The following is a 13,873-nucleotide window of genomic DNA, read 5'->3' on the forward strand; positions in this document are numbered from 1 at the left end:
CCGGCGGCTCACGCCGGGCGGCCGCGACCCTCCCGCAGCAGCCGGACCAGCGCGTTCGTGGAGGAGTCGGCGTCGTACTCGGGCGCGGTCCCGCTCTGCAGCTTGGGCGCGAGCTGGTTGGCCATGACCTTGCCCAGCTCCACCCCCCACTGGTCGAAGGAGTTGATCCCCCACACCACGCCCTGGGTGAACACCCGGTGCTCGTAGGCGGCCACCAGCTGCCCGAGCACCGACGGCGTCAGCTCCGGCGCGACGATCGCGTTGGACGGCCGGTTGCCCGGCATCACCCGGTGCGGGACGACGTCGGGCGCCGTCCCCTCCGCGGCGACCTCCTCGGCCGTGCGGCCGAAGGCGAGCGCCCGCGGCTGGGCGAGGAAGTTGGCCAGGAACAGGTCGTGCATGTCGCCGAGGTCGCGGTCCCGGGCCAGGTCGCCCGGCTGGGCGAAGCCGAGGAAGTCCGCCGGCACGAGCACCGTGCCCTGGTGCAGGAGCTGGTAGAAGGCGTGCTGGCCGTTGGTGCCGGGCTCGCCCCACACGATCTCGCCGGTGGCGACGTCGACGGAGGAGCCGTCGAGGGCCACCGACTTGCCGTTGGACTCCATGCACAGCTGCTGCAGGTAGGCGGGGAAGCGGGCCAGGTACTGGGAGTAGGGGAGCACCGCCTGGCTCTGCGCGCCGAAGAAGTCGACGTACCACAGCGAGACCAGCCCGAGCAGCGCCGGCAGGTTCTCCTCCCACGGCGCGGTGCGGAAGTGCTCGTCCATGGTGTGGAAGCCGTCGAGCATCTCGCGGTAGCGCTCGGGCCCGATGGCGACCATGAGCGAGAGCCCCACCGCCGAGGTGAAGGAGTAGCGGCCACCGACCCAGTCCCAGAAGCCGAACATGTTGTCGGTGTCGATGCCGAAGTCGGCGACCTTCTCGGCGTTGGTGGAGACGGCGACGAAGTGCTTCGCCACGGCGCCCTCGTCGCCGCCCAGCCCCTCGACCAGCCAGCGCCGGGCCTCGCGGGCGTTGGTCAGCGTCTCCTGGGTGGTGAACGTCTTGGACGCGACGACGAACAGCGTCGTCGCCGGGTCGAGGTCGCGGGTGGCCTCGGCGAGGTCGGTCGGGTCGATGTTGGAGACGAACCGGAAGGTGAGCGACCGGTCGGAGTAGTCGCGCAGCGCCTGGTACGCCATCGCCGGGCCGAGGTCGGACCCGCCGATGCCGATGTTGACCACCGTGCGGATCCGCTCGCCGGTGTGCCCGGTCCACGCACCGCCGCGCACCCGGTCGGCGAAGTCGGCCATCCGGCCGAGCACCTCGTGCACCTCGGCGTTGACGTCGTGCCCGTCGACCTGCAGGCCGCTGGTGCGGGGATCGCGCAGCGCCACGTGCAGCACCGCGCGGTCCTCGGTGGCGTTGACGTGCTCGCCGCGGTACATCGCCTCGGTGCGCTCGCGCAGGCCCACGCGGTCGGCCAGGGCGGCGAGCAGCCGCACCGTCTCGTGCGTCAGCCGGTTCTTCGAGTAGTCGAGGTAGAGGTCGCCGGCGCGCACGGTGAGGTCCGTGCCACGGCCAGGGTCCTCGGCGAAGAGGTCCCGCAGGTGCCGGTCGCCCAGCTCCCGGTGGTGGGCGGCCAGTGCCTGCCACTCCGCGCTGTCCCTGACGCTCATGCACCCTCCAGCTCCCCGGCCGACGGATCGGCACCGACCCACCTAGCCTGCCGGGAAGCGGGCTCCGCGGCGAACCCGGTGGGACGGACGGACGAGAGGGAGTGGCATGGCACTGCTGGACGACGGCGCGTGGCAGGGGAGGGTCTGGACCGGGGCCTGGACCGACGGGTCCGGCGGCACCTACGACGCGGTGGAGCCGGCCACCGGCGACGTCATCGCCCCCGTCGGGAGGGCGACCCCGGAGGACGTGCACGCCGCGGCCGAGCGGGCTGCGGTGGCCCAGCGCGCGTGGGCGGCGGCGCCGTTCGAGGAGCGAGCCCGGGTGCTGCGCCGGGCCGGGCAGGTGCTCGAGGACCACGCCGACGAGATCAGGGGATGGCTGGCCCGCGAGTCGGGCGCGATCCAGCCGTTCGGCGACTTCCAGGTGCACACCAGCGCCCAGGAGTGCTACGAGGCCTCCGCGCTGCCCAGCCACCCCTACGGCGAGCTGCTGCGCACCGGCGCCCCGCGGCTGTCCTTCGCCCGCCGCGTGCCGGCCGGGGTCGTCGGCGTCATCGCGCCGTTCAACGTGCCGACCATCCTCGCCATCCGAGCGGTCGCCCCGGCCCTGGCGCTGGGCAACGCCGTCGTGCTCAAGCCCGACCCGCGCACCGCGATCTCCGGCGGGGCGGTCTTCGCCCGCGTCTTCGAGGAGGCCGGGCTGCCGGCCGGGGTGCTGCAGGTGCTGCCCGGCGGCGCCGACGTCGGCGAGGCGCTGGTCACCGCACCGCAGGTGCGGGTGATCGCGTTCACCGGCTCCACGCGGGCCGGGCGGGCGGTCGGGGCGCTGGCCGGGCAGCACCTCAAGCGCGCGCACCTGGAACTGGGCGGGAACTCCGCGCTGATCGTGCTGCCCGACGTCGACGTCACCGCCGCGGCCAGCGTGGGGGCCTGGGGCACCTTCGCCCACCAGGGTCAGATCTGCATGGCGACGTCGCGGCACCTGGTGCACGAGTCGATCGCCGAGGAGTACACCGCCGTGCTCACCGAGAAGGTCGCGCACCTGCCGGTCGGGGACCCGTTCCGCGAGCAGGTGGCGATGGGCCCGCTCATCGACGCCGGGCAGCGCGACCGGGTGCACGGGCTGGTCACCGCCAGCGTCGACGCGGGGGCCACGGTGCGCACCGGCGGCACCTACGAGGGGCTGTTCTACCGGCCGACCGTCCTGGGCGGGGTGACCATCGACCACCCGGCCTACACCGAGGAGATCTTCGGTCCCGTCGCGCCGGTGACGCCGTTCGCGAGCCTGGACGAGGTCGTCGGGCTGGCGAGCGGCACCGACTACGGGCTGAGCCTGGGCGTCCTCACCCGCGACGTGTACGCCGGTCTCGAACTCGCCGAGCGCATCCCGTCGGGGCTGGTCCACGTCAACGACCAGACCGTCAACGACGAGGCGGTCGCCCCCTTCGGCGGGGTCGGCGCGTCCGGCACCGGGTCCCGGCACGGCGGGCCGCAGGCCAACATCGAGGCGTTCACCGAGACGCAGTGGGTCACCGTGCGCGGCGACCTGCCCGCCTACCCCTTCTGACCCGCCGGCCGGCGGGCCGTCGCCCGGGAGGACTCAGCCGCCCGGGCGGCGGCCCGCCGGTCCCGCTCCGCGGGCCAGCGCGCCAGGGCGGCCGTCAGCTCCTCGCGGAGGAAGGCCAGGAAGTCCCGGGTCTCGGCGAGGCGGCGCCCGCCGGGCCGGTGTGCTCCGAGGACCTCGACGCCGCTCGCCGCGGCCTCCTCGAAGCGCTCCAAGGTCGCCAGTTCCGTGCCCATGAACCGTGACCACAGGTCCCGGTCGTCGAGGACGTAGAGGTCGCTACGGGTCCCGGGCTCGCGCTCGCGGCTGAGCAGGCGCAGCGAGACGAGGAGCCGCACGGCCCCGGAGATGGCGGCGGGGCTGACGTCGAGCCCCCGCGCGAGATCGCCCGCCGTGTAGCGGTCGGCGTCATCGGCCAGCGCGTAGGCCAGGACGCGCGCGGGCATCGGCGGCATGCCCGACTCCCGGAGCACGAGCGCGAACCGCTCCACGAACCGCAGCAGGACCATCCGGTCGTCGTCCTCGGTCACGGCCACCTCCCCGGCGCACGATAGACGACGCGACACGCACTCCACATACTTCACAAATGTGTGAAAGATGTGTACGTTCCTCGGCCATGACACCGGTCATCGAAGCCTCCGGGCTCGTCAAGACCTTCGGCACAGCGCGCGCCCTCGACGGGCTCGACCTCGATGTCGCGCCCGGCGAGGTGCACGGCTTCCTGGGTCCCAACGGGGCCGGCAAGTCCACCACCATCCGCGTCCTGCTGGGCCTGCTGCGGGCCGATGGCGGCTCGGTGCGGCTGCTCGGCGGGGACCCGTGGCGCGACGCCGTGGCGCTGCACCGCCGCCTGGCCTACGTCCCCGGCGACGTCACGCTGTGGCCGGGCGTCACCGGCGGCGAGGCCATCGACCTGCTGGGCCGGCTGCAGGGCGGAGTCGACCCCGCCCGCCGGGCCGAGCTGCTCGAGCGGTTCGACCTGGACCCGCGCAAGCGGGCCCGCACCTACTCGAAGGGCAACCGGCAGAAGGTGGCGCTGGTGGCGGCGCTGGCCTCGGACGCCGAGCTGTTCGTCCTCGACGAGCCCACCTCCGGCCTCGACCCGCTCATGGAGGCCGTCTTCCAGGAGGAGGTGCGCGCGCTCCGCGCCCAGGGCCGCACGGTGCTGTTGTCCAGCCACGTCCTCGCGGAGGCCGAGAACCTCTGCGACCGGCTGACCATCGTCCGGCGCGGCCGCACGGTGCAGAGCGGCACCCTGGCCGGGATGCGGCACCTCACCCGCACCTCGGTCACCGTCGAGACCGACCGGCCGGTGCACGGGCTGGCACAGCTGCCGGGCGTCCACGACCTGCGCACCGACGGCGGCCGGTCTCACATGGACGTCGACACCGACGCCCTCGACGACGTCGTCCGGTTGCTGGCCGGGTGCGGTGTCCGGTCCCTCGTCAGCGCGCCGCCGACGCTGGAGGAGCTCTTCCTCCGGCACTACGGCGACGAGCTCGCGGCCGACGGCATCCCGGCCCTGGCGGTGCGGTGATGCGCGCGCCCCGGACGACCCTCAGCGGCACCGGCCCCCTGGTGCGGTTCGCCCTGCGTCGGGACCGCGTGCGGCTGCCGGTGTGGATCGGGGTCGGCGCGGGTCTGGTGGCCACCCAGTCGGTGTCCAGCCAGGCGCTGTACGACTCCCCGCAGGACCTGGCCGCCTACGCCGCCTCGGTGGGCGCGAACGCCGCCACGATCGCCCTGTCCGGCCCGCCGGTCGGCCTCGTCACCGTCGCGGGCGCGGTCGCCTTCGAGATCTCCTCGTTCGTCGTCGTCCTCACCGCCCTCATGGCCGCCGCCACCACCGGCCGGCACACCCGCGCCGACGAGGAGGCCGGCCGCGCCGAGCTGGTGCGCGCCGCCCGCGTGGGCCGCCACGCACCGCTCGCGGCCGCGGTCCTCGTCGCGGCGGCGGCGTGCCTGGCCATGGCGCTGGCCATCGGGACGGCGGCCACCGCGACCGGCCTGCCCGCCGACGGTTCGTTCCTCCTCGGTGCGTCGGTGGGCGCTGCGGGTCTGGTCTTCACGGGCGTCACCGCCGTCGCCGTCCAGGTGGCCGCGAGTGCCCGCGCCGCCCAGGGAGCGGTCGCCGCCGTCCTCGGCGCCGCCTTCGTGCTGCGGGCGCTGGGCGACGTCCAGGGTTCCTGGCCGGTGTGGACCTCCCCGATCGGCTGGGCGCAGGCCACCCACCCCTACTCGGGCAACCGGGTGCTCCCGCTCGCGCTCTGCCTGGTGGCCACCGGGGTCCTGCTCGCCGTCGCGGTCGCCCTGCTCGACCGGCGCGACCTGGGGTCGGGGCTGCTGGCGGCACGCCCCGGGCCGGCCTCGGCGCCGTGGTCGCTGCGCTCGCCCCTCGGGCTCGCCGTCCGGCTGCACCGCGGCGCCTTCGCCGGGTGGACGGCGGGCCTGGCGCTCCTGGGCGTGGCCCTCGGCGGCCTGGCGGGGTCGGTGGAGACGCTCTTCGGCGACAACCCCGAGGCGCGGGCGTTTCTCCCCGACGCCGCCAGCGTGGTCGACGCCTACCTGGCCACCGCACTGTCGATGGCCGCGCTGCTGTCCGGTGCGTACGCGGCGTCCGCGGTGCTGCGCGCCCGCGCCGAGGAGGCCGCCGGGCGGGCCGAGCCGGTGCTGGCGACGGCGACCGGCCGGGTCGCGTGGCTCGGCGGTCACGCCGCCGTGGCGCTGGTCGGGGCGACCCTGCTGCTCCTGGTCGCCGGGGCGGCCGTCGGGGCGGTCCGTGCCCTGGCCACGGGGGAGCCCGCCGAGCTCGGCCGGCTCCTGGGCGCCACCGGGGCGTACCTGCCGGCGGTGTGGGTGCTCGCGGGCCTGGCCGTCGCGCTGTCGGGGCTGCTGCCCCGGCCGGCCGCGGCGCTGGCCTGGGCCGCCGTCGCCTACGTCACGGTGACCACCTTCTTCGCCGCCTCCCTCGACTGGCCGGGCTGGGTCGACGCCGCCTCGCCGCTGGCCTGGACCCCGCTCGTACCGGTCGACGACGCGGCCGCCGCGCCGCTGGCCGTCCTCACCGCCGTCGCCGCGGCGCTGCTCGGCGCGGGCCTGGCCGGCTTCCGGCACCGGGACCTGGTGGCCGGCTGATGGGTGCAGTTCCGCGGAAGTGCACGGGGTCAGCGGCGCAGGCGCAGGGTCTGGCCGGGGCGGAGCTGGCCGCAGCGGTCGACGTCGGGGTCGGCGACGTACCCGGCCACCGGGTAGCCGCCGGTCACCGGGGCGTCGGCGAGGAAGAGCACCGGCGTCCCCGACGGCGGCACCTGCAGCGCGCCGCGGACCAGCCCCTCGCTGGGCAGCTCGCCGGTCTCGCGGCGCTCCAGCGGCGGGCCGGCCAGCCGCAGGCCGACGCGGTTGCTCTCGGTCGTGACCGTCCACGCGGCGGTGGCCAGGACGTCGAGCGCGTCGCCGGTCAGCCAGTCCGACCGCGGGCCCGGCAGTAGCCGCACGGTGAGCTCGCCGCCGGGCGGGTCGGGGACCGGCGCGACGTCGACGCCGGGCATGGGGCCGCTGGGGGTGCCCACCGGCAGCACGTCACCGGCCCGCAGCGCCGGCGGGCCCAGGCCGGCGAGCAGGTCGGTGGACCGCGAGCCGAGCACCGGCTCGACGGCGATCCCGCCCCGCACGGCCAGGTAGGTCCGCAGCCCCGCCGCCGGCGTGCCCAGCCGCAGCGTCGCGCCCGCGCGCAGCGCCACCGGGGCGTCGTGCGCGGGGCCCCCCGCCGGCCGCGCACCGGTGGTGACCACCACCAGGTCGGCCTCCGCGCGCACCGCCAGCCCGCCGAGGGTCGCCTCGAGCACGGCCGCTCCGGGGTCGTTGCCCACCAGCCGGTTGGCCAGCGCGGCCGCCGCCCGGTCGCAGGCACCCGAGCGGCCCACCCCGATGCCGGCCAGCCCCGGGCGGCCGAGGTCCTGGACGGTGGTGAGCGGGCCCGGGGCCACGACCGTCAGCACGGCACACCCCTCAGCACGGCACGAACCGCACCCGCACGCCCGGCCGCAGCAGCGCGGCGGGATCGCGGGCCAGGTCGAAGACGGCGACGTCGGTGTGGCCGACCAGCTGCCACCCGCCCGGGGACTCCCGCGGGTAGACGCCGGTGAAGCCGCCGGCCAGCGCCACGGAGCCCGCCGGCACCCGGGTGCGCGGCGAGGGCCGGCGCGGCAGGTCCCAGGCGCCGGCCGCCGGCGTGAGGTAGCCGAAGCCCGGCGCGAAGCCGGAGAACGCGACGGTCCACTCGGTGTCGCTGTGCCGGCGCACGACCTCGCCGGGGTCGACGCCGAGGTGGTCCGCGACGTCGCCGAGGTCCTCGCCGTCGTAGACGACCGGCAGCTCGAGCAGCTCGCCGGGACCCTGGTGCCCGGGGCGGGGCGTCACCCGCCGCAGCGCCGCCTCGACGGCGGCCAGCGTGGTGACGGCCGGGTCGGTCACCACCAGGACCGTGCGCGCCGCCGGCACGAGGTCCACGACGCCGGGCGGGCGGTCCTCCTCCAGCGCGGCGTGCAGGGCCAGGACGGCGTCGAGGTCGTCGAGCTCCACGAGCAGCGCCGTGGAGCCGCTGGGCAGGACGCGCATCACGGCGCGAAGGGCGCCAGGTCGACGCCGGCGCCGGTCAGGGCCGCCCGCACCCGCCGGGCGATGTCGACCGCGCCGGGGGTGTCGCCGTGCACGCAGATCGACGCGGGTGCCAGCGACAGGCTGCCGCCCTCGACGTCGGTGACCGGCTCCCCGGTGGCCATCGCGACGCAGCGGGCGGCGATCTCGCCGGCGTCGTGCAGCACCGCGCCGGGCAGCCGCCGCGACACCAGCGTCCCCTCCGGTGTGTACGCCCGGTCGGCGAACGCCTCCGCCACCGTCGTCAGCCCGGCCTCCCCGGCCAGCCGCAGCCACGCCGACCCGGGCAACCCCAGCACCGGCAGGGTGCGGTCGTACTCGACGACGGCGCGCACCACGGCCGCCGCCTGCTCCTCGTGCGCGACGATCGCGTTGTAGAGCGCGCCGTGCGGCTTGACGTAGCGGACGCGGGTGCCGGCCACGCGGGCGAACGCCTCCAGCGCGCCCACCTGGTACAGCACGTCCTGGGTGAGCGCGTCGGGCTCGACGTCGACGAACCGGCGGCCGAAGCCCGCGAGGTCGCGGTAACCGACCTGCGCGCCCACCGCCACGCCGGCCGCCGCGGCGCGGTCGCACACCCGGCGCAGGATCACCGGGTCGCCGGCGTGGAACCCGCAGGCGACGTTGGCGCTGGTGACCACGCCGAGCAGGGCGTCGTCGTCGCCGAGGGTCCACTGGCCGAAGCCCTCGCCGAGGTCGGAGTTCAGGTCCACGTGGTGACCCCGCTCAGGAGAACAGGTCGATGACGGGGCGGACGGAGTTGACCGCGAGGTAGAGGGTGCCCAGCCACGCCACCCAGCCGATCGCCAGCAGCCAGCGCGGGTAGCGGTAGCCGCCGAGCAGGTCGGTGCGCCGGGTGGCCACCCAGAGCACCACCGCGATGCCGATCGGCAGCAGCAGGCCGTTGAACGCCCCGGCGAAGACCAGCAGCGTCGTGGGCGCGGCGCCGACGAGCAGGAACGCCAGCGTCGTGACGGCGATGAAGCCGACCACCAGCAGCGTGCGGGTGCGGTCGGACGTGCGGGTCCGGGAGGTCACGAACGACACCGAGGTGTACGAGGCCCCGATGACGCTGGTGATCGAGGCCGCCCACAGCACGACGCCGAACACGCGCATGCCGACGTCGCCGGCGGCCGCCTGGAAGGCGTTGGCGGCCTGGTTCTCGGTGCCGAGGTCCGCCCCGCTGGTGACGACGCCGAGGATGGCGAGGAAGAGGACGACCCGCATGATCCCGGTGACGACGATCCCGGTGACCGAGCCGCGGGTGATGTCGCGGACGTGCGCGGGTCCGGTGACGCCGGAGTCGAGCAGCCGGTGCGCCCCGGCGTAGACGATGTAGCCGCCGATCGTGCCGCCGACCAGCGTGGTGATCGCCAGGACGTCGACCTGCTCGGGGAGCACGACGTTGCGCAGCGCCGTCCCGACCGGCGGCCCGGAGGTGACGGCGATGTAGGTCGTCAGCAGGATCATCACCAGCCCGAGGACGACGACGATCCGGTCGACGGCGACCCCGGCCCGCTTGCTGACGAAGACGCCGATCGCCACCAGCGCCGACAGCGCGCCGCCGATCCGCGGGTCGAGGCCGAACATCGCGTCGGTGCCCAGGCCCGACCCGGCGACGTTGCCGACGTTGAACACCAGCCCGCCGACGACGAGCAGGCCGGCCATGAACCAGCCGAGGCCCGGCAGGACGAGGTTGCCCAGCTCCTGCGCCCGGCGGCCCGAGACGCCGACGACCCGCCACACGTTCAGCTGCAGCGCGATGTCGATGACGATCGAGACGGCGATCGCGAAGGCGAACGCGGCGCCGAGCTGGACGGTGAACGTCGTCGTCTGGGTGATGAAGCCCGGCCCGATGGCCGAGGTGGCCATGAGGAACATGGCGCCGAGGACGGTCGAGCGGGTGCTCGCCGACATGCGCCCGCCGGGAGGCGCCGGGGACTCCTCGGTGGCCACGGGACGGTCCGTCGGTGGATGCGACATCGGCGCTCCAGGAGCGATCGGCAGGCGTGCGGATCGGGGCGTCCTGCGCGGCGGGCGTCGCCGCCCGCCGCCCGTGACGCTAGCCAGGCCGTCGGTGGGCGGCAACGCGAACCGGCCGGACCGGTTCCGGTCAGCGGCCGCGCTGGGCGAGGACGACGCTGCCGAGGGCGAGCACCACGCCCGCCAGCTGCAGCGGTCCCAGCGACTGCCCGAGCAGCACCCAGCCGGCGGCCGCGGCGACGACGGGGGACAGCAGCGCGAGGAAGCTCACCCGGTCGGCGGGCAGGAGGCCGATGCCGCGCAGCCAGAGCACGTAGGCCAGCGCGGTGTTGACCACCGCGAGGTAGAGGAAGCCCCCGACGTGGCCGGCGGTGAGGGCCGGCGGGAGGCCCTCGACCGCGAGCGCGACCGGGAGCAGCAGCAGGCCGCCCGCGGCGAGCTGCCAGCCGGTGAAGGCGAGCACCGGCACCGGCCGGCCCCACCGCTTGGTGAGGACCACCCCGGCGCCCATGCACACGGTGCCCACCAGCCCGGCGAGGACGCCGAGCGCGTCGAGCCGCGCCGCGTCGGTGAGCACGACCAGCGCCACCCCGGCCACGCCGGTCGCGCCGAGGACGAACGTGCGGGCCCGGAGCGGCTGGCCGAGGAGCGGCAGCGCCAGCAGGGCGACCACCAGGGGCTGGACGGCGCCGAGGACCGCGGCCACCCCGCCGGGCAGCCGGTAGGCGGCGACGAACAGCAGCGCGAAGAACGCGCCGATGTTCAGGGTGCCGAGCACCGCGGCCTTCCACCACCAGGCGCCGCGCGGCAGCACCCGCCCGGCGGCGACGAGGAGGAGGCCGGCCGGCAGGGCGCGCACGGTGGCCGCCAGCAGCGGGCGGTCGGGTGGCAGCCACTCGGTGGTGACGACGTACGTCGTCCCCCAGGTGACGGGGGCGACGGCGGTCAGCGCGGTCACCAGCCACAGCGACCGGCGGGCCGCGGTGGGGACGGCGGGTGCCGGGGGCGGTGCGGTGGTGACCATGTCGGCTCCCTCGATCGGATGTATCTCGATATCAAGATACTCAGCATCGAGAATCTGTCCACCGTGGGATGTGGCAGCATCGGTGCCGTGACCGACCGGGACGGGGTGGACGAGATCGTCGGGCAGTGGGCGCGGGAGCGCCCCGAGCTCGACACCACGGCGATGGCCGTCTTCGGCCGCGTCTACCGCACCGCCCGGCTGGTCGGTGACGCCCAGGAGCGGTGCTACGCCCGGTTCGGCATCACCCGGGCCGACTTCGACGTCCTCGCGACGCTGCGCCGGGCCGGCGGGGCCGACGGTCTCTCGCCCGGCCGGCTCACCGGCGCGCTGATGCTGAGCACCGGGGGGACGACCAGCCGGCTCGACCGGTTGGAGCGGGCCGGGCACCTGGTGCGCACCCCGGACCCGGCCGACCGCCGCGCGCTGCTGGTCCGGCTCACCGACTCCGGCCGGGCGCTGGTCGACGAGGCGGTCACCGCCGGGCTCGCCGAGCAGCAGCGCCTGCTGGGCGGCATGTCGCCGGCCGACGTCGCGCGGCTGCAGGACCTGCTGCGCGAGCTGCTCGCCTCGGTCGAGGAGCGGGCGGCCGAGGAGACGCCGGGGTCAGCCGGTCGGTGACCCGGCCAGCGCCGCACGGCGGATGCGGGAGTGCCGGTACCCGTACACGGCGTAGACCACCATGCCCAGCGCCAGCCAGGCCAGGAAGCGCAGCCACGTCTCGATGCTGAGGTTGAGCATCAGGTACAGGCAGGCCAGCGCCGCGACGAGCGGGAGCCCCGGCGACAGCGGCACCCGGAACGGGCGCTCGAGGTCGGGCCGCGTGCGCCGCAGCACCACCACGGCGACCGACACCAGCAGGAACGCGAACAGCGTGCCGATGCTCACCAGGTCGGCGAGCGTCCCCAGCGGCACGAACGTCGCGAGGGCCAGCACCAGCACGGCGAACAGCAGCGTGATCCGCGCCGGGACGCCGGTGCGCGGGCTGACCCGGGCGACCGCCTGCGGCAGCAGCCCGTCGCGGCCCATGGCGAAGCCGATCCGGCCGATGGTGATCAGGTCGACCAGGATCACCGAGGTCAGGCCGGCCACGGCGGCGATCGCCACCAGGGACGACGCCCAGCCCAGCCCCACCTGGTCGAAGGCGTCGGCGATCGGGGCGCCCTCGTCGATGTCGCCGTACGCGACCATCCCGACCAGGACGAAGGCGACGCCGACGTAGAGCGCGGTCGCCAGCCCCAGCGTGCCGAGCAGGCCCAGCGGCACGTCCCGCGCCGGGCGCCGGGTCTCCTCCGACAGGTTGGCCACCGCCTCGAAGCCGGTGTAGGCGAAGAAGACGACGGCGGCCGCGGTCAGGACCCCGCCCACGCCGAACGCGACCGGGTCGAGGCCCGCGACCACCTCGATGACCGGTCGGGTCAGCCCGCTGCCGCCCTCGGCCGGCTCGGCGGGCGGGACGAACGGCGTGAGGTTGGCGCCCCGCACGAACCAGGCCCCCGCGACGACGACGAACACGCACACGGCGACCTTGACGACCACCAGCGCGCCGGTGACCCGCGCCGACTCGCGGATGCCGAGCACCGCCACGGCGGTGAGCACCAGCACGACCGCGGCCGCGCCGACGTTCACCGTCGACGTCTCGCCGAACATCGACGGTGGCAGGTCCAGCAGGTTGCCCACGTAGCCCGACCACCCGCGCGCGACGACCGCGGCGCCCAGCGCGAACTCGAGGAACAGGTCCCAGCCGATCACCCACGCCACCACCTCGCCAGCGGTCGCGTAGGCGTAGGTGTACGCGCTGCCGGCCGTCGGCACCGAGGAGGCGAGCTCGGCGTAGCAGAGGGCGGCCAGCAGGGCGACCAGCCCGGCGACGAGGAAGGAGACGACGACGGCGGGCCCCGCGTTCTGCTTCGCCTGCACGCCGGTCAGCGTGAAGATGCCGGTGCCGATGACGATCCCGATGCCGAAGCCCACCAGGTGCCGGGCGCTGAGCCGCTTCCGCAACCGGCCGGTGCCGCCGTGCGCCTCGCCGTCCCCCGCGTCCGCGTCCGCGCGGACGGCCTCCACCGACTTCGTCCGGAACAGGTCCACCCGACCATGCTGAACGCCCCGGTCCGGACGTGCCCGGTGGGGACCGGCCGCTAGACCTCCTCGACGGGGAAGGTCCGCGACGGGGACACGTACTCCTCCTGCGCGGCGACCAGCAGGATCTCCCGCGACCCGGCCTCCTCGGTGCGGCGCAGCAGCCCCCACACGCTGGCGGCGGCCCGGGACAGCGCCTCGCCGGCCGAGCGGGTGTCGAGCCAGTGGGCGAGGAACAGCGCCGCGATGGCGTCGCCGGCGCCGTTGACCGACACCGACAGCCGCGGCGTCCGCACCCGGAAGTGGCGGCCGCCCTCGGAGGCGAGCAGGTCGACCGCGTCCTCCGGGGTGTCGTCGGCGGCCAGCGAGGTCGTGAGCACCACCCGCGGCCCCATGCCCTGCACCGCGGCGACGGCGTCCTTCACCGACGCCAGCGAGCGCGTCGTCGTCTGCGCCAGCAGGTCGAGCTCGTAGTGGTTCGGGGTCACGAGGTCCGCGGCGGGGACGGCGACGTCCCGCATGAACTCCTCGATGCCCGGCCGGACGAACACGCCCCGGCCGACGTCGCCGATCACCGGGTCGCAGCAGTAGACGGCGTCGGGGTTGGCCGCCCGCACCCGCGCCACCGTGCCGACGACGGCGTGCCCGATGTCGGCCGAGCCGAGGTAGCCGGACAGGACGGCGTCGGCGGTGCCCAGCACGCCCCGGTCGGCGATGCCGTCGACGACCTCCTCGACCGCCTGGCCGTCGAACACCCGCCCCGTCCACGCGCCGTAGCCGGTGTGGTTGGAGAACTGCACGGTGTGCACCGGCCACACCTCGACGCCGAGGCGCTGCAGCGGGAAGACGGCCGAGGAGTTGCCCACGTGCCCGTAGGCGACGTGCGACTGGATCGAGAGGACGTTCACCACG

At 75.6% G+C, this 13,873-nt stretch carries 13 protein-coding genes; 4 read left to right on the forward strand and 9 right to left on the reverse strand.

All coding sequences use genetic code 11. The features are described from left to right. Nucleotides 1-8: 8 nt before the first annotated feature. Nucleotides 9-1,655, reverse strand: a complete 1,647-nt coding sequence (gene pgi, locus BM165_RS00530; RefSeq protein WP_075011583.1) for a glucose-6-phosphate isomerase — start codon at nt 1,653-1,655, stop codon at nt 9-11. Nucleotides 1,656-1,761: 106 nt separating this feature from the next. Here pgi and BM165_RS00535 point away from each other — a divergent pair, with 106 nt between their 5' ends. Continuing rightward, nucleotides 1,762-3,222 (forward strand): benzaldehyde dehydrogenase, encoded by a 1,461-nt coding sequence (locus BM165_RS00535; RefSeq protein WP_075011584.1) that lies wholly within the window; start codon nt 1,762-1,764, stop codon nt 3,220-3,222. On the opposite strand, the gene BM165_RS00540 is transcribed toward BM165_RS00535, so the two are convergent. Next, nucleotides 3,210-3,749: a GbsR/MarR family transcriptional regulator gene (locus BM165_RS00540; protein WP_143107959.1), complete on the reverse strand. Its 540-nt coding sequence runs from the start codon at nt 3,747-3,749 to the stop codon at nt 3,210-3,212. The two genes, BM165_RS00535 and BM165_RS00540, sit on opposite strands and share 13 nt — an antisense overlap. Before the next feature lie 86 nt (nt 3,750-3,835). Here BM165_RS00540 and BM165_RS00545 point away from each other — a divergent pair, with 86 nt between their 5' ends. After that, nucleotides 3,836-4,756, forward strand: a complete 921-nt coding sequence (locus BM165_RS00545) for an ABC transporter ATP-binding protein (RefSeq protein WP_075011585.1) — start codon at nt 3,836-3,838, stop codon at nt 4,754-4,756. Further along, nucleotides 4,756-6,354: an ABC transporter permease gene (locus BM165_RS00550; protein WP_075011586.1), complete on the forward strand. Its 1,599-nt coding sequence runs from the start codon at nt 4,756-4,758 to the stop codon at nt 6,352-6,354. Before BM165_RS00545 ends, BM165_RS00550 begins: the two co-directional genes overlap by 1 nt. Before the next feature lie 29 nt (nt 6,355-6,383). Here BM165_RS00550 and BM165_RS00555 read toward each other — a convergent pair whose 3' ends face one another. From BM165_RS00555 to BM165_RS00575, 5 genes are all read right to left on the reverse strand, one after another. After that, nucleotides 6,384-7,217: a 5-oxoprolinase subunit C family protein gene (locus BM165_RS00555; RefSeq protein WP_075011587.1), complete on the reverse strand. Its 834-nt coding sequence runs from the start codon at nt 7,215-7,217 to the stop codon at nt 6,384-6,386. A 10-nt stretch (nt 7,218-7,227) separates the two neighbouring features. Continuing rightward, complete coding sequence (gene pxpB / locus BM165_RS00560) at nt 7,228-7,836, reverse strand: 5-oxoprolinase subunit PxpB (protein WP_075012051.1); 609 nt, start codon at nt 7,834-7,836, stop codon at nt 7,228-7,230. Next, nucleotides 7,836-8,588 carry a LamB/YcsF family protein gene (locus BM165_RS00565; RefSeq protein ID WP_075011588.1) on the reverse strand — a complete coding sequence of 251 codons (753 nt, stop codon included), beginning with the start codon at nt 8,586-8,588 and terminating at the stop codon, nt 7,836-7,838. The genes pxpB and BM165_RS00565 overlap by 1 nt, the downstream gene beginning before the upstream one ends. A gap of 13 nt (nt 8,589-8,601) precedes the next feature. Then, nucleotides 8,602-9,831, reverse strand: a complete 1,230-nt coding sequence (locus BM165_RS00570) for an NRAMP family divalent metal transporter (protein WP_244273941.1) — start codon at nt 9,829-9,831, stop codon at nt 8,602-8,604. A gap of 157 nt (nt 9,832-9,988) precedes the next feature. Next, nucleotides 9,989-10,882, reverse strand: coding sequence for an EamA family transporter (locus tag BM165_RS00575; RefSeq protein WP_083426911.1), 894 nt, complete (start codon nt 10,880-10,882; stop codon nt 9,989-9,991). An 87-nt stretch (nt 10,883-10,969) separates the two neighbouring features. Here BM165_RS00575 and BM165_RS00580 point away from each other — a divergent pair, with 87 nt between their 5' ends. Beyond that, the gene (locus BM165_RS00580) at nt 10,970-11,500 is read left to right on the forward strand and encodes a MarR family winged helix-turn-helix transcriptional regulator (protein ID WP_075011590.1); all 531 of its coding nucleotides are present in this window, start codon (nt 10,970-10,972) and stop codon (nt 11,498-11,500) included. On the opposite strand, the gene BM165_RS00585 is transcribed toward BM165_RS00580, so the two are convergent. Further along, on the reverse strand, nt 11,486-12,970 hold the full coding sequence (locus tag BM165_RS00585; RefSeq protein WP_075011591.1) for an amino acid permease: 1,485 nt from the start codon (nt 12,968-12,970) through the stop codon (nt 11,486-11,488). The genes BM165_RS00580 and BM165_RS00585 overlap by 15 nt on opposite strands. Before the next feature lie 50 nt (nt 12,971-13,020). Then, a complete protein-coding gene (gene pdxY, locus BM165_RS00590) occupies nt 13,021-13,872 on the reverse strand; it encodes a pyridoxal kinase PdxY (protein WP_208976590.1) in 852 nt (283 codons plus the stop codon). Between the last annotated feature and the right edge of the window lies 1 nt (nt 13,873).

It is taken from the genome of Geodermatophilus obscurus, assembly GCF_900115395.1.
GTDB classification, from domain to species: Bacteria; Actinomycetota; Actinomycetes; order Mycobacteriales; family Geodermatophilaceae; genus Geodermatophilus; species Geodermatophilus obscurus_B.

What these genes read in the sequence shown, in the direction of transcription:
- BM165_RS00550 (WP_075011586.1), top strand. Translation starts at nt 4,756, where the DNA reads ATGCGCGCGCCCCGGACGACCCTCAGCGGCACCGGCCCCCTGGTGCGG.
- pgi (WP_075011583.1), bottom strand. Translation starts at nt 1,655, where the DNA reads ATGAGCGTCAGGGACAGCGCGGAGTGGCAGGCACTGGCCGCCCACCAC.
- pxpB (WP_075012051.1), bottom strand. Translation starts at nt 7,836, where the DNA reads ATGCGCGTCCTGCCCAGCGGCTCCACGGCGCTGCTCGTGGAGCTCGAC.
- BM165_RS00575 (WP_083426911.1), bottom strand. Translation starts at nt 10,882, where the DNA reads ATGGTCACCACCGCACCGCCCCCGGCACCCGCCGTCCCCACCGCGGCC.
- BM165_RS00545 (WP_075011585.1), top strand. Translation starts at nt 3,836, where the DNA reads ATGACACCGGTCATCGAAGCCTCCGGGCTCGTCAAGACCTTCGGCACA.
- BM165_RS00535 (WP_075011584.1), top strand. Translation starts at nt 1,762, where the DNA reads ATGGCACTGCTGGACGACGGCGCGTGGCAGGGGAGGGTCTGGACCGGG.